Below are 14,760 nucleotides of genomic sequence, written 5' to 3' on the forward strand. Positions count from 1 at the left end.
CGGTCGGGCATGCGCCCCGGCACCGCGCGGAGGGGCGCCGGGGGGCGGAGCCCCGCCCGGTGGTCGCCGCGCCCGGCCGGAAAGGACCCGGCCGGGGCGGCCGACCGTCAGATGACCAGGGAGGTCTCGCCCTCCGCCACGATGGCGGCGGGGCCGCTCAGCCTCGCGCCGTCGGAGTCCAGGAACACGGTGCACTCACCGCCGAGGACCCGCACGCGCCAGGTGGCGCCCTCGCCGGCCGGGGTGGCCGCGGCCGCGGCGGCGACGATCCCGGTTCCGCAGGAGCGGGTCTCACCGGAGCCGCGCTCGAAGACGCGCATCTCCAGGACTCCGGGCTCGACCTCGGTGTACACCTCGACGTTGGCGCCCGCGGGGAAGGCCTCGCGGTCCAGCAGCGGCGGCTCGGTCAGGTCCACGTCCGCGACGGGTCCGGACACCTCGCAGGCCAGGTGCGGGTTGCCCACCGAGATCTGCGCCCCGTGCACCACCTGCCGCGCGAGCTTCGCCGACGACGTGCCCTGCCTCTCGACCCGGCCCATGTCGACGGTGATGTCGCCGTCGGCCTCGACCCGGGCCTCCTTGGCTCCGTCCCTCGTCCCCACCTCGAAGACGTCGCCCTCGACCAGCCCGGCGTGCAGCAGGTAACGGGCGAACACCCGCACACCGTTGCCGCACATCTCCGCGACAGTCCCGTCGGAGTTGCGGTAGTCCATGAACCACTCCGCGCGTTCCGCGGTGCGCGCGGACGGCGCGAGCGCCTCGCCCAGGACCCGTGTACGCACGACGCGCAGGATCCCGTCACCGCCGATGCCCGCACGGCGGTCGCACAGCAGACGGACGGCCTCCTCCGTGAGGTCGAGCTCCCCGTCGGGGTCGGGGAGGATCACGAAGTCGTTCTCTGTTCCGTGGCCCTTGGCGAATCGCATGCCGACCATCCTAGGCGTGGTCACGGCGTGTCCCCGCCCCCCCGCCTCCTGCGCGGGCGCCGGGCTCCACCGCACGGGCGCCGATCCTCCGAACCGGCCGAGGCAGGCCGCGGACTGACTACGCTGGAGGAATGATCAAGGTGATCGCGGTTGTCGGCCCGACCGCTGTGGGCAAGTCGGATCTCGCCGTCGAGCTGGCCCTCCGGCTCGAGGAACGCACCGGACGTCGCGGCGAGGTCATCAACGCCGACTCCATGCAGCTCTACCGCGGCATGGACATCGGCACCGCCAAGCTCGGCACGGCCGAGAGACGCGAGGTCCCCCACCACCTGCTGGACGTCTGGGAGGTCAGCGAACCCGCCGACGTGGCCAGCTACCAGGACATGGCCCGCGAGCGCGTGGAGGACTGCGCCGACAGGGACGTCATCCCCGTCCTCGTGGGGGGTTCCGGGCTCTACGTCCGAGCGGTCCTGGACCATCTGGAGTTTCCCGGCACCGATCCCGGTGTGCGGGCCCGCCTGGAGTCGGAGCTGGGCGACGTCGGCCCGGGGGTGCTCCACGCACGGCTGGCGGAGGCCGACCCCGCGGCCGCGCGCACCATCCTGCCCGGGAACGGGCGGCGGATCGTGCGTGCGCTGGAGGTCATCGAGCTGACCGGGCAGCCGTTCACCGCGAACCTGCCGGACCACACGTCCTTCTACCCGTGCACGCAGATCGGGGTGTCCTCCCCCCGCCCCGAACTGGACGAGCGCATCGACGCCCGCGTGGAGCGCATGTGGGACCAGGGCCTCCTGGAGGAGGTCCGCGCCCTGGACGGACAGGGTCTGCGCGAGGGCCGTACGGCGTCCCGCGCCCTCGGGTACGCCCAGGCACTGGCCCAGCTCGACGGCGAGATGTCCGCGGAGGAGGCGAAGGCGGCCACCGCCCAGGCGACCCGGCGCTTCGCCCGCCGCCAGGAGTCGTGGTTCCGCCGCGACCCCCGGGTGCGCTGGCTGCCCTACGACGCCCCTGACCTGGTCGAGCGCGCCCTGGCCCAGGTGGAGACGGCGCTGTCCGGCACGCCCGAGGAGCCGGGGGAGGCCCTGGTCGACGTGGCGACGCTGGTCCCGCACGCGCAGCACTACGCCGGGTAGCCCCCGGGCACGACACGCAGTTTCGGAGGACCGGACCCCGCCGGGGGCCGGTCCTCTTCGTCATGGCGCCTCTCCACCCCTTGTCCCCGGAGGATCCTTCGTCTACTTTGACTCTGTGACCAGATTTCAAAATCAGTCACAGAGTCAGAACGGAGAGGTGGGGATATGGTCGTCGCGTCAACATGCGTGGTCAAGCCGTACCCCGCCCGTCCCAGACTCGCAGGAGCACACCGTGGCCCCGTCGACCGGCCCGCACCCGGGCCCCTCCACCGCCCCCTCCTCCCCGGCCGCCGAGGCTGCCGCGACCGAACGGGAACTGCGGTCCGACCGCATCCTGGACGCGGCGGAGGAGCTGCTGGTGGCCTGGGGGCGCCGCAAGATCACCATCGAGGACGTCGCCAGGAGGGCGAAGGTCGGCAAGGGCACCGTGTACCTCCACTTCGCCACCAAGGAGGCCCTGCTGCTCACCGTGGTCATGCGGGCGCAGCTCGGCCTGATGCGGCAGGTCCTCGACTTCATGGGCCGGTCGCCCGACAACGTGCGGCCCAGCGAGGTCGCCCGGTCCGTCTACCTGAGCCATCTCGACTCCCCGCTGATGCGGGCCGTCTTCACGGGAGGCACCGAATCCCTCGGCAACCTCTCGCGCGACGCGGCCGCCCTGGTCGGGGAGATCGTCGTCGAGCGCCAGAGGAGCATGGAAGCCTACTGGGGCGTGCTGCGCGACCTCGGCCTGCTGCGCTCCGACCTGCCCGCCGACAACCAGCTGTACGCCTACAACGCGCTCGTCCTCGCCCACCTGGTCACCCCGCCGGTCCTCGAACAACAGGGACTGCACGTGCCCGACCACGACGAGCGCGCCGACCTCATGGCACGGAGCATCCGGCTGCTCCTGGAGCAGGACACCGCGCCGGAGGACACGCGCAAGGCCCAGACCAGGGCCCTGGAGATCCTCTCCGCCCTGTACAGGAGCATGCGCTCGGAGATCGAACGACTGCAACAGTCACCACGCACCGCCTGACACCTCCCGAGGAGGGCCCATGCCGCCCACGCCCCCGACCGCCCGCGACGACCTCATCGACCTGCGCTCCCCCGAGTTCGCAGCCGACCCCTTCCCGGTGATCGAGCGGGTCCGCGCCGCCGGCGGGTCGGCCCCGGCCCTGTTCGTCGACACCATGGAAGCCGTCCTCTTCGTGGAGGACGAGGACGTGCGCACCATCCTCGGCGACCGCCGGTTCGTCCTCGACCCCGCCAACGTCAGGGGGGAGGCCACGGCGACGCGCTCCGACGTCCTCAGCAGTCTGGGCATCCGGCCGGACCTGGTCACCTACCTGACCGAGTCCCTCCTCGACAAGGACGCCGAGGACCACACCCGGCTGCGCAAGCTCGTCTCGCGGACGTTCACCGTGCGCCGGGTCAACGAGATGCGGCCCAGGGTCCAGCGGATCACCGACGACCTGCTCTCCCGGCTCCCCGACCTGGCCGACGCGGACGGGGTCGTGGACCTCATGCCGCACTTCGCCTATCCGCTGCCCATCGCGGTGATCTGCGACCTGGTCGGGGTCCCGGCGGAGGAACGCGACGTGTGGCGGTCGTGGAGCGACCGGCTGTCAGGGTTCGACCCCGCCCGCCCCGACCTCATGAACAGCGCTCTCGGCGAGATGGTCGAGCACATCAGGGGGATGCTGGCCGCGCGGAGGACCGAGCCGACCGACGACCTGCTCGGCGCCCTGGTCCGGGCCCGCGACGAGGACGGCGGACGCCTCAGTGAGAGCGAGCTCATCACACTGGTGTTCACACTGGTCATCGCCGGTCACGAGACGACCGCGCACCTGCTCGGCAACGGCGTCCGCGCCCTGCTCGACCACCCGGCCCAGTGGGGGATGCTCCGCGAGGACCCGGGGCTGCTGCCCTCGGCCGTGCACGAGATGCTCCGCTACGGCGGCACCGCGGTGATCGCCAAGGCCAGGTACGCCGTCGAGGACGTCGAACTGCGGGCCGGCCTCGTCGCGGCCGGACAGCGCGCCATCGCGGTCATCGGCGGCGCCAACCGCGACCCGTCGGTCCACGCGGACCCCGGCCGGTTCGACATCACGCGCCACCACGGCAGGCCGGGGGAGGCCCACGTGGGCTTCGGCCACGGCCTCCACTACTGCCTGGGGGCCGCACTGGCCCGCCAGGAGGGGGAGGTGGGCGTCGGTTCGCTGATCGCGGCCCATCCGAACCTGTCCCTGGTCCCCGGACGCGAGCCGCGGCCGGGACGCGTGCCCGGCACCCTGCGGATGGACAGCCTGCCGGTCCGTCTCTGAGCCCGGCCGCCGGGCCCCGGGCGGCGCCACGCCCCGGGCCCGGCGGTCCGGCGGCCCCTCCTCGGCCGGGGCCTCCGCCGCGATGGGCTCCGGGAACGGTGACGGCCCCCGGCGCTCATCGCGCCGGGGGCCGTCGTGTTCGTTACCGCGTCCGGGGACCGGTTCCCCGACCGGACGCCCTCAGGCGTCGCAGCACCCGCCGGCGGCGGCGGGCTGCTCCTCGGGGACGCCGATCCGGGGCATCCCCAGCAGGACCTCGGGCTTGGCGGCCTCGACCGGTCGACCGTTCCGGGCCGCCCAGGCGTCGCCCGAGCGGGTGCGGCGCAGTCCGCGGATCCCCGAGTCGGACACCAGGTGGTGCGGTGCCGCGTAGGTGACCTCGACGGTCACCACGTCCCCGGGACGCGGCTCCTCGCCCCCGCCGACCGCGAAGTGGACCAGGCGGTTGTCGGGGGCGCGGCCGGACAGGCGCCGGTGCTCGCCGTCCTTCTTGCCCTCGCCCTCGGACACCAGCAGGTCGACCTCGCGGCCGACCAGCTTCTTGTTCTCCTCCCAGGAGACCTGGTCCTGGAGGTCGACGAGCCGCTGGTAGCGGTCCTTGACGACCTCCGGCGGGACCTGGCCGTCCATGGTGGCGGCCGGGGTCCCGGGGCGCTTGGAGTACTGGAAGGTGTACGCCATGGAGAAGCGTGCCTCGCGGACCACGTGGAGGGTCTCCTGGAAGTCCTCCTCCGTCTCCCCGGGGAAGCCCACGATGATGTCCGTGGTGATCGCGGCGTGCGGCATGGCGGCGCGCACCTTCTCCACGATGCCGAGGAAGCGCTCCTGGCGGTAGGAGCGGCGCATGTCCTTGAGGACCTTGCTGGACCCCGACTGCAGCGGCATGTGCAGCTGCGGCATGACGTTGGGGGTCTCGGCCATGGCCTCGATGACGTCGTCGGTGAAGTCGCGCGGGTGCGGGGAGGTGAAGCGCACGCGCTCCAGCCCCTCGACCTCGCCGCAGGCGCGCAGCAGCTTGGAGAAGGCCTGGCGGTCGCCGAAGCCGCTGCCGTAGGCGTTGACGTTCTGGCCGAGCAGGGTGATCTCGCTGACGCCCTCGTCGACGAGGGCGCGCACCTCGGCGAGCACGTCTCCCGGACGGCGGTCCTGCTCCTTGCCGCGCAGGGCGGGCACGATGCAGAAGGTGCACGTGTTGTTGCACCCCACGGAGATCGACACCCACGCGGCGTACGCGGACTCGCGGCGGCTGGGGAGTGTGGAGGGGAAGTGCTCCAGGGACTCGGCGATCTCGACCTGGGCCTCGCGCTGGACGCGTGCGCGCTCCAGCAGCGTGGGCAGCGAACCGATGTTGTGGGTGCCGAACACGACGTCGACCCAGGGGGCGCGGCGCACGATCTCGCCGCGGTCCTTCTGGGCCAGGCAGCCGCCGACGGCGATCTGCATCCCGGGGTTGGCGTCCTTGACCGGGCGCAGGTGCCCGAGGTTGCCGTAGAGGCGGTTGTCTGCGTTCTCCCGGACCGCACAGGTGTTGAAGACGACGATGTCTGCGGCGGTGTCCTCGGCTGCGCGCGCGTACCCAGCGTCCTCCAGCAGACCGGAGAGGCGCTCGGAGTCGTGGACGTTCATCTGGCAGCCGTAGGTCCGCACTTGGTAGGTACGACTCTGGCTCACGGGACCAGGCTATCCGGTGCGGTGCACCGCCCGGAGCCCTCGCGGCGCCTCCGGCCGTCCGCTCCCGGACACGCACCGTAGCGCGCGCCTCCGAGGGCGTTCGGTATCGCCCGGGAACGGAAGCGGATTCCGGGGTGACCGATAGTCGGCGCCGCGCATCGGAGATGCCACGGGGCCAGTACTCAGAGTGGCGAAAACAAACCGAACAACGTTCACTGGTAACGTTTCCAGTCGTGAGTCTGTAACAAGTACGCCACCGCCAATTCGCGTGGCGTTTTCAGGGTGACAGTGCTCGTCGAACCCACTAAGTTCCCCCACATGACATCAACTCCTCTCGTCGTGCTGGAGAACGTCAACAAGCACTTCGGCGACCTTCACGTGCTCCAAGACATCAACCTGACGGTCAACTCCGGCGAGGTGGTAGTCGTCATCGGACCGTCCGGGTCCGGAAAGTCGACTCTATGCCGGGCGATCAACCGTCTGGAGACCATCGACTCCGGGGTGATCACCCTGGACGGACAGCCCCTCCCTGCGGAGGGGCGCGGCCTCGCCAAGCTCCGCAGCGACGTCGGCATGGTGTTCCAGTCCTTCAACCTGTTCGCACACAAGACCGTGTTGCAGAACGTGACGCTGGGCCCCACCAAGGTCCTGCGCAAGTCGAAGGCCGACGCCGACAAGCGCGGCATGGAGCTGCTGGACCGGGTCCGGATCGGCAACCAGGCGAACAAGTACCCCGCCCAGCTCTCCGGCGGGCAGCAGCAGCGTGTGGCCATCGCCCGTGCCCTGGCGATGAACCCCAAGGTGCTCCTCTTCGACGAGCCCACCTCCGCGCTCGACCCGGAGATGGTCCAGGAGGTCCTGGACGTCATGACCGACCTCGCGACCGAGGGTATGACCATGGTCGTCGTCACCCACGAGATGGGCTTCGCCCGTCGCGCCGCCAACCGTGTGGTCTTCATGGCCGACGGTCAGATCGTCGAGGAGAACACGCCGGACGAGTTCTTCACGAACCCCCGGTCCGAGCGGGCCCAGGACTTCCTGTCCAAGATCCTGTCCCACTAGGCATCCCCCCTTTCCTCCCCTTTTCTCCTCACGAACCCAAGGAAGAGGTCCCGACATGCGAGTCGGACGTATCAGTAGCATCCTCGGCGGCGCCGCGGCTCTGTCCTTCGCCCTCACCGCCTGCGGTACCGCCGACGTCGGCGGCGGCGGCGACGACAGCGGCGACGGCGAGGGCGGTGGCGACACCATCACCATCGGCGTCAAGTACGACCAGCCGGGCCTCGGCCTCCTGGAGGGCGACACCCCCGTCGGCTTCGACGTCGACGTCGCCACCTACATCGCCGGCGAGCTCGGCTACTCCCCCGAGCAGATCAACTGGGAGGAGGCTGCCTCCGCCAACCGCGAGTCCTTCCTCCAGCAGGGCACCGTCGACATGGTGATCGCCACCTACTCGATCACCGACGAGCGCCGCCAGGTCGTCGACTTCGCGGGTCCGTACTACGTCGCCCAGCAGGACATCCTGGTGGCCGCCGACAACACCGACATCGAGGGTCCCGAGGACCTGGACGGCCAGGTGCTGTGTTCGGCCTCCGGCTCCCGGTCGGCCAACAACATCGTCGACGACATGGGGATCGACGCCGAGCTGCGCGAGGCCGGCAACTACTCCGAGTGCCTCGAACTCCTCGGCAACGGCACCGTCGACGCGGTGACCACGGACAACACCATCCTCGCGGGCTTCGCGGCGCAGAACCCCGACACCTACCGGATGGTCAACAACCCGTTCGGCGAGGAGAAGTACGGTGTGGGCCTGCCCGCCGGCTCCACCGAGCGCTGCGAGGAGGTCAACGCCGCCATCACGCAGATGTGGGAGGAGGGCGCCGCGACCGACGCCCTGGAGACCGCCTTCGGCGCCACCGACTTCGCCTTCGAAGAGGAAGTCCCCGCGATCGAGGACTGCGCCTAAGTCCACCCCTGTACTGACCGCGTGCCCGCGGCGGGGCCGGATTCCAGACCCGCCGCGCGGCCCTTGACCAGCTGGGACCCATGGAAGCCTTTCTCAGCAATATCGACAGGGTTGTCGACGGTTTCTCATGGACCGTCCGGCTCACCCTCCTCAGCGCTCTCTTCTCCTTCGTTCTGGGCATCCTGCTCACCGCGATGCGGGTCTCCCCCGTGCCGCTGCTGCGTGCCCTTTCCACGGCCTACGTGGAGGGCGTCAGGAACACCCCCCTGACCCTGGTTCTCCTGTTCTGCGGGCTGGGCCTCAACAGCGCCCTCGGGCTGAGCCTGTCCGGCACAGTGGCGTGGGACGTGTTCTGGTGGGCGGTCATCGGGCTCTCCGCCTACACCGCCTGCTTCGTCTCCGAGTCACTGCGCTCGGGCATCAACACCATCCCCCTCGGACAGGTGGAGGCGGCCCGCTCCCTGGGTCTGACCTTCACCCAGAACCTGCGGCTGATCGTCATTCCGCAGGCTCTGCGCACCGTCGTCGGCCCGCTGGGCAGTGTGCTCATCGCGCTGACCAAGAACACGACCGTCGCCTCCGTAGCGGGGCTGGGCGTTCAGGAGGCGTCCAGGGAGATGAAGCTCATGTTCGACCAGGGCATCGCGCCGGTCCTGCCGACCTTCGTCGGCTTCGCGATCGGCTTCCTGATCCTGACCCTGCCGACGGGCTACCTCTTCGGTTGGCTCTCCAAGCGCCTGGCGGTGGTCCGATGAGCGCGCAGAGTGTTCTCTTCGACGCCCCCGGTCCCAAGGCCCGTGCGCGCAACGTGGTCTACACGGTCGGCACGCTGATCCTGTTCGCGATCGGCCTGGCGATCCTGTACCTGGGCTTCAACCGCACCCTCACGGAGCGGGAGACGGGTCTGTTCGACCCGGCGACCTGGGCGGTCAACCCGTCCGGGCAGTGGACGGCCGCCAAGTGGGAGCCGTTCCTGCGGCCCGACACCTGGACCGACTACGTCATCCCGGGTCTGCAGAACACCCTGACCGCCGCGCTGACCGCCGCTGTGCTGGCCATCGCGTTCGGTCTGGTGTTCGGCATCGGCCGCATGTCGGACCACTGGTGGATCCGCATCCCGTCCGGGGCGATCGTGGAGTTCTTCCGCGGTATCCCGCTGCTGATGCTGATCTTCTTCACGATGGCGCTGCCCATCGTGGCGTACCAGGTGTTCGACATCCCCACCGGCACGTTCCAGGTGACGGCGCTGGTCGCCGTCGTCGCGGGTCTGACCCTGTACAACGGTTCGGTGCTGGCGGAGGTGTTCCGCGCGGGTGTGCTCGCCGTCCCCAAGGGGCAGTCCGAGGCCGCGCAGGCCATCGGTATGACGAAGAGCCAGAACATGTGGCTCATCCTCATCCCGCAGGCGATCACCTCGATGATGCCGGCGATCGTCGCCCAGCTGGTGGTCCTGCTCAAGGACTCCGCGCTGGGCTACATCGTCGCCTTCCCGGAACTGCTGCGCAGCTTCACGCTGGTGGCGACGCGGGAGAGCAACGTGATCCCCGCGGCGATCATCTGCGCGATCATCTACATCGTCATCAACCTCTCCCTGAGCCGGTTCGCGATCTGGCTGGAGCGTCGCAACTCGCGTCGCGGCAGGCCTTCCGCCAAGCCCACGGCCGCCGGTGGCGCGCCCGTGGCGGTGGCGACCGCGACCGGCCCGGCTCCCGCTCCGACCGCCGGCGAGGTGTCCCCCGAGGCCACCGCCCCGGAGACCGGTCCGAGCACGGACGCCGGACCCGGACCCGACAGCCCGGCCGCGCCGGGCGAGGGCTCCGGCAAGGACGACGAAGGCCCGGAGGACCGGCGGGACTGATCCCCCGCCCCAGGCCGCCGACGGCCCCGTGCACGCCCCCGCGGCGTGTGCGGGGCCGTCGTCTTTCCCACTCCGGACACGGCGCCCGGCGGGACTGCACAGGAACCCCTGTGAGGACTAAGGTCGACATGTCATCTGATCGAACCCACGACCCATCCTGAGCGGGACATGTCTGAACTGTCGAGCCCCTACGGCTCCTGGCCATCGCCCATCAGCGCCGGCGACGTCGCCCGAGGAGTGCGCCGGATGGCGTTCCCCTCCGTCGTGGGCGGCGCGGTCTGGTGGGAGGAGGGCCGCCCGGAGGAGGCGCGGACCACCCTCATGCGGCGTGACGCCGACGGAACGGTGACCGACCTGCTGTCCGCGCCCTGGAGCGCGGGCACGAGGGTCCACGAGTACGGGGGGCGTGCTTTCCTGCCCGTCCCCCGGCGTGACGACAAGGCCATCGCCCGTGTGGGCGTCGTGTTCTCCCAGTCCTCCGACCAGCGCCTCTACCTGCTGGAACGCGGAACGAGGGAGCCCGTCCCCCTCACCCCGGAGCCCGAGGCGCACGCTGCGCTGCGCTACGCCGACCCCGCGCTGAGCCCGGACGGGCGCAGCGTGCTGTGCGTGCGCGAGGAGCACACGGCGGACGGGGTGCGCCGGTCGATCGTCTCGGTGCCGCTGTCCGGGAGGGGCGCCCAGGATCCGTCCGCGGTGCGTGAACTGGTGTCCGGTGCGGACTTCTACGCCTCCCCCACCCCTTCACCCGGCGGCGGCCACCTGGCGTACGTGCGCTGGAACCACCCGCGTATGCCCTGGGACGGCAGCGAGCTGCGCGTGGGCGCGCTGGGCGAGTCGGGCCTGTCCGCCGAGTACACGATCAAGGGCGGCGTGGACGAGTCCGTGGTGTCCCCGGCCTGGGCGGACGACACTTCCCTGTACGTGGCGTCGGACTGGCCCGGCTGGTGGAACCTGTACCAGGCGGGCACGACCGGTCAGCCGATCGCGCTGTACCCCGCGGAGGAGGAGTTCCACGCGTCGCCGGGGCGGCTGGGCAACCGGTCGTTCTGCGTGCTGGAGTCCGGGAAGGTCGTGGCGCTGCACGGGCACGCCGACCTGACACCGAGCGTGTACGACCCCGACACCCTCGACCTGACGCCGGTCGGGACCGACCTGACGACCTGGGGGATGCTGGACACGGACGGGCACGCGGTGGTGGCGGTCGCCTCGTCCCCGACCGAACCCCCGTGTCTGGTCCGGCTCGACCCGGTCTCCGGCCTGGTGGAGGTGCTGCGCCGGGGCTCCGACGAGGCGCCCGACCCCGCCTACCTCCCCGTCCCGAGGCAGGAGCGGCTGCCCGGGCGCTACGGGGCGCCCGTGTACGCCAACGTGTACCCGCCGACCCACCCCGGCGCCGGCGCCGAGGGGCCCGCGCCGTACGTGGTGTGGGCGCACGGCGGTCCGGTGTCGGTGAGCACGTTGGAGTTCGACCTGGCCAAGGCGTACTTCACCAGCCGCGGGATCGGTGTGGTGGACGTCAACTACGGAGGATCCACCGGGTACGGGCGCTCGTACCGCAAGCGCCTGCACAAGGAGTGGGGCGTGGTGGACGTGGAGGACTGCGCCGCCGCCGCGCGGGCCCTGGTGGAGCAGGGGATCGCCGACCCGGAGCGGCTGGCGATCCGGGGGCCGAGCGCGGGCGGGTACACGGCGCTGATGGCGCTGACCGGGGACACCTTCGCGTGCGGGGTGTCGCTGTTCGGGGTCACCGACCTCCTGGGGTTCTCGGAGAGCACCCACGACTTCGAGTCCCGCTTCCTCGACTCCCTGGTCGGTACGCTCCCCGGGTTCGTGGAACGGTACCGGGAGCGGTCGCCGGTCAACCGTGCCGGGGAGATCGGCGCGCCGGTCCTGCTGCTGCAGGGGCTCGACGACCCCGTGGTCACCCCGGACCAGGCCTTCTCGATGGCGACGGCGCTGGGGCGCAACGCGACCCCGTACGCACTGCTGGAGTTCGAGGGCGAGGCGCACGGGTTCACGGCGGAGGACGTCCGTGTCCGGGCCCTGGAGGCCGAGCTGGCCTTCTACGCGCGGGTGTTCGGGTTCACAGCGGACGTCGCACCGCTGGAACTGGTGACCGCCCCGCCGGAGCCGCGCCCCGTACCGGAGCCCGAGGACGCCGAACCCTCGGGGGCCGACGCGGCGGTGGAGCCGCAGCCCGACGCGGACCCGACGGCCGGGGGCGCCGACGCCCCGCCCGAGTCCGCGGACACCGCCGGCCGGGACGGCGCGGGGGAACAGGCGGCGCATCCCGCGGAAACGGCCGGGCCCGTCGCCTCCGAGTGAGGCTGCCGGCGCCCTCGGACCGGCTCCGGCCCGCGTCCCCCGTCTCCGGGCGGGGTGCGCGGGGCGGGGGTCAGTCCTTCGGGGTTCCCACCCTCAGACGGTTGCCGTCGGGGTCGCGCAGCCGGGTCTCCCGTGCCCACGGCGCGTCCTCCACCGGGACACCGAACTCGGCGGCGACGGCGTCGACGTCCCGCACCCGCAGGTAGACCAGGGTGTCGGGGCGGGCGTCGCCCTCGTGCTCGGACAGGAACAGCCGGACCGGACCGCGGGCGACCTCGACGAAGGCCGGGAGACCGGGTTCGAACCGGTGCACCCACTCGGGGGTGAAGCCCAGGCGCCGGTACCAGGCCGCGGCCGCCTCCGCGTCGGCGACGCGCAGGATCGGGACGGCTTCCTCGTGCACGGGGCTCTCCTGGTGCGTGGTGGCGCGGACGGGGACGGCGGCCGTCCGGTCCGGCGCCGACCGGTCAGAGGTCGGGGTCGTACAGGTCGGCTTCGACGCCCTCGCGTTCGAGCTCCTCCCGGACGATCCGGTAGGAGAGCCCCGAGGCGTAGCCCTTGCGGGCGAGGACGCCCAGGGCGCGTCTGATGCGGACCTCACGGTCCTTGCCGCGGGTCGTGGCGAGGCGGCGGCGGGCCAGGTCGCGGGCGGCCTCCTCCTCGTCCTCGTCGCTCAGTTCGGCGACCGCCCCCTTGACGGTGTCCTCCTCCACGCCCCTGGTGCGCAGCTCCTGCGCGAGGGCGCGCCGGGACAGCCTCCTGCCGTGGTGGCGGGAGGACACCCAGGCGTGGGAGAAGGCCACGTCGTCGATCAGCCCGGCGTCGCCGAACGCGCCCAGGACGGCGTCGACGACCTCCTCGGGGAACTCCCGCCGGTGCAGCGCCCGTTCGAGCTGGGCGCGGGTGCGCGGGGAGTGGGTGAGCATCCGCAGGCACAGGGCGCGGGCCCGTGCCTCGGGATCGTCCCCGGGCGGGTTCGTCCCGCCCGGGGAGGTGTCTTCGGAGGTGTCCTCGGGGCGTCCGTCGTCGGACTGGCGCCGCCCCCTGGACCTGCTCCGGTCACGCATCCGGCGCGGGCGCCTTGGCGGTCTTGGCCGGGGCCCGCTTGGCGGGGGCCTTGGCCGAGGCGTCCGCGGACTCCTTGGCGGACTCGGCCGCGGGGCCGGAGGCGCTGTCGTCGCCCTTCACGGGGACGCCCAGCTTCTCCTTGATCTTCTTCTCGATCTCGTTGGCCAGGTCGGCGTTCTCGCGCATGAACGTGCGCGCGTTCTCCTTGCCCTGTCCCAGCTGGGTGCCCTCGTACGTGTACCAGGCGCCGGACTTGCGCACGATGCCGTGCTCCACGCCCAGGTCGATGAGGCTGCCCTCGCGGGAGACGCCGACACCGTAGATGATGTCGAACTCGGCCTGCTTGAAGGGCGGCGCGATCTTGTTCTTGACCACCTTGACGCGGGTGCGGTTGCCGACCGCGTCCGTGCCGTCCTTGAGCGTCTCGATTCGGCGCACGTCCAGGCGGACCGACGCGTAGAACTTGAGCGCCTTGCCGCCGGTGGTCGTCTCCGGGGAGCCGAACATGACGCCGATCTTCTCGCGCAGCTGGTTGATGAAGATCGCGGTGGTGCCCGTCTGGTGCAGGACACCGGCCATCTTGCGCAGCGCCTGCGACATCAGGCGGGCCTGGAGGCCGACGTGGCTGTCGCCCATCTCGCCCTCGATCTCGGCCCGGGGGACCAGGGCGGCCACCGAGTCGATCACGACGATGGAGACCGCGCCGGAGCGCACCAGCATGTCGACGATCTCCAGGGCCTGCTCACCGGTGTCCGGCTGGGAGAGCAGGAGGTTGTCGGTGTCGACGCCGATCTTCTTGGCGTACTCGGGGTCGAGCGCGTGCTCGGCGTCGACGAAGGCGGCGATGCCGCCCATCCTCTGCGCGCTGGCCACCGCGTGCAGGGCGACGGTGGTCTTACCGCTCGACTCGGGGCCGTAGACCTCGATGATCCGCCCCCGGGGCAGACCGCCGATGCCGAGCGCCACGTCGAGGGCGATCGCCCCGGTGGGGATCGACTCGATCGGCGGGCGATCATCGTCGCCCAGGCGCATGATGGAGCCCTTGCCGAACTGCCGCTCGATCTGCGCGAGCGCTGTGTCGAGAGCTTTGTCTCGGTCTCCAGATGCCACGGGATACCCCTGTTGTTGGGTGGATGCCTTCTTCTTCATGATGCGCACGACGCTACGCGGTCGATACGACAATCGCGACGTCCGACGTTCGCCTGTGGACAACCCACACTACCCGAACCTCTGTTCGATTTCGTGTGTGACTCGCGTACGAACCGGGGCTGCGGCGCGTCGGCGGCCCGCATCGTCACCGCACCGAGAACGGAAGGTCGAACGCGTCACACACCGCCCGCCACACCTCCTTCGGGCTCGCCCCGTCGGCGAGCGCCTGCTGGACCGTCCTGGAGCCGAGCCCCTCGATGACGTAGTCCTTGGCCAGGCTCTGCGCGTACGCCTCGCCGAACTGCCGGTTCATGTTGTTCCAGAAAGCAGTGAGTCTCATCGGGCCCAGTATCGG

The 14,760-nt window shown here is 71.3% G+C and carries 14 protein-coding genes; 8 read left to right on the forward strand and 6 right to left on the reverse strand.

The genetic code is table 11. The features are described 5' to 3' along the window. Positions 1 to 107 precede the first annotated feature (107 nt). Entirely contained in the window at positions 108 to 935 is an 828-nt protein-coding gene (dapF, locus tag Q8791_RS00335) for a diaminopimelate epimerase (protein WP_330089782.1), read from the reverse strand. Positions 936 to 1,057: 122 nt separating this feature from the next. On the opposite strand from dapF, the gene miaA reads away from it, so the two are divergent. The 3 genes from miaA (at position 1,058) to Q8791_RS00350 (ending at position 4,365) form a co-directional block, all read left to right on the forward strand. Then, a complete protein-coding gene (gene miaA, locus Q8791_RS00340) occupies positions 1,058 to 2,059 on the forward strand; it encodes a tRNA (adenosine(37)-N6)-dimethylallyltransferase MiaA (RefSeq protein WP_330089502.1) in 1,002 nt (333 codons plus the stop codon). Between the two features lie 232 nt (positions 2,060 to 2,291). Further along, a complete protein-coding gene (locus tag Q8791_RS00345) occupies positions 2,292 to 3,077 on the forward strand; it encodes a TetR/AcrR family transcriptional regulator (RefSeq protein WP_330089503.1) in 786 nt (261 codons plus the stop codon). A 19-nt stretch (positions 3,078 to 3,096) separates the two neighbouring features. Beyond that, positions 3,097 to 4,365 carry a cytochrome P450 family protein gene (locus Q8791_RS00350; protein ID WP_330089504.1) on the forward strand — a complete coding sequence of 423 codons (1,269 nt, stop codon included), beginning with the start codon at positions 3,097 to 3,099 and terminating at the stop codon, positions 4,363 to 4,365. Between the two features lie 180 nt (positions 4,366 to 4,545). Here Q8791_RS00350 and miaB read toward each other — a convergent pair whose 3' ends face one another. Then, positions 4,546 to 6,012 carry a tRNA (N6-isopentenyl adenosine(37)-C2)-methylthiotransferase MiaB gene (gene miaB / locus Q8791_RS00355; RefSeq protein WP_330089783.1) on the reverse strand — a complete coding sequence of 489 codons (1,467 nt, stop codon included), beginning with the start codon at positions 6,010 to 6,012 and terminating at the stop codon, positions 4,546 to 4,548. 342 nt (positions 6,013 to 6,354) lie between these two features. On the opposite strand from miaB, the gene Q8791_RS00360 reads away from it, so the two are divergent. The 5 genes from Q8791_RS00360 to Q8791_RS00380 all read left to right on the forward strand — a co-directional run bounded on the left by Q8791_RS00360 (position 6,355) and on the right by Q8791_RS00380 (position 12,188). Beyond that, a complete protein-coding gene (locus tag Q8791_RS00360) occupies positions 6,355 to 7,098 on the forward strand; it encodes an amino acid ABC transporter ATP-binding protein (RefSeq protein ID WP_330089505.1) in 744 nt (247 codons plus the stop codon). A 55-nt stretch (positions 7,099 to 7,153) separates the two neighbouring features. Next, positions 7,154 to 8,002 carry a glutamate ABC transporter substrate-binding protein gene (locus tag Q8791_RS00365; protein WP_330089506.1) on the forward strand — a complete coding sequence of 283 codons (849 nt, stop codon included), beginning with the start codon at positions 7,154 to 7,156 and terminating at the stop codon, positions 8,000 to 8,002. Between the two features lie 80 nt (positions 8,003 to 8,082). Further along, positions 8,083 to 8,757 carry an amino acid ABC transporter permease gene (locus Q8791_RS00370; RefSeq protein WP_330089507.1) on the forward strand — a complete coding sequence of 225 codons (675 nt, stop codon included), beginning with the start codon at positions 8,083 to 8,085 and terminating at the stop codon, positions 8,755 to 8,757. Next, positions 8,754 to 9,860 carry an amino acid ABC transporter permease gene (locus tag Q8791_RS00375; RefSeq protein ID WP_330089508.1) on the forward strand — a complete coding sequence of 369 codons (1,107 nt, stop codon included), beginning with the start codon at positions 8,754 to 8,756 and terminating at the stop codon, positions 9,858 to 9,860. Before Q8791_RS00370 ends, Q8791_RS00375 begins: the two co-directional genes overlap by 4 nt. A 168-nt stretch (positions 9,861 to 10,028) precedes the next feature. After that, positions 10,029 to 12,188, forward strand: coding sequence for a S9 family peptidase (locus tag Q8791_RS00380; protein ID WP_330089509.1), 2,160 nt, complete (start codon positions 10,029 to 10,031; stop codon positions 12,186 to 12,188). Positions 12,189 to 12,258: 70 nt separating this feature from the next. Here Q8791_RS00380 and Q8791_RS00385 read toward each other — a convergent pair whose 3' ends face one another. From Q8791_RS00385 to Q8791_RS00400, 4 genes are all read right to left on the reverse strand, one after another. Beyond that, positions 12,259 to 12,591 (reverse strand): glyoxalase superfamily protein, encoded by a 333-nt coding sequence (locus Q8791_RS00385; protein WP_330089510.1) that lies wholly within the window; start codon positions 12,589 to 12,591, stop codon positions 12,259 to 12,261. Positions 12,592 to 12,655: 64 nt separating this feature from the next. Continuing rightward, on the reverse strand, positions 12,656 to 13,255 hold the full coding sequence (gene recX, locus Q8791_RS00390) for a recombination regulator RecX (RefSeq protein WP_330089511.1): 600 nt from the start codon (positions 13,253 to 13,255) through the stop codon (positions 12,656 to 12,658). Beyond that, on the reverse strand, positions 13,248 to 14,366 hold the full coding sequence (gene recA, locus Q8791_RS00395) for a recombinase RecA (protein ID WP_407941933.1): 1,119 nt from the start codon (positions 14,364 to 14,366) through the stop codon (positions 13,248 to 13,250). The genes recX and recA overlap by 8 nt, the downstream gene beginning before the upstream one ends. Positions 14,367 to 14,550: 184 nt before the next feature. Next, complete coding sequence (locus Q8791_RS00400; RefSeq protein WP_330089513.1) at positions 14,551 to 14,745, reverse strand: DUF3046 domain-containing protein; 195 nt, start codon at positions 14,743 to 14,745, stop codon at positions 14,551 to 14,553. Positions 14,746 to 14,760: the final 15 nt, after the last annotated feature.

The organism is Nocardiopsis codii, assembly GCF_036327455.1.
Lineage (GTDB): Bacteria > Actinomycetota > Actinomycetes > Streptosporangiales > Streptosporangiaceae > Nocardiopsis > Nocardiopsis codii.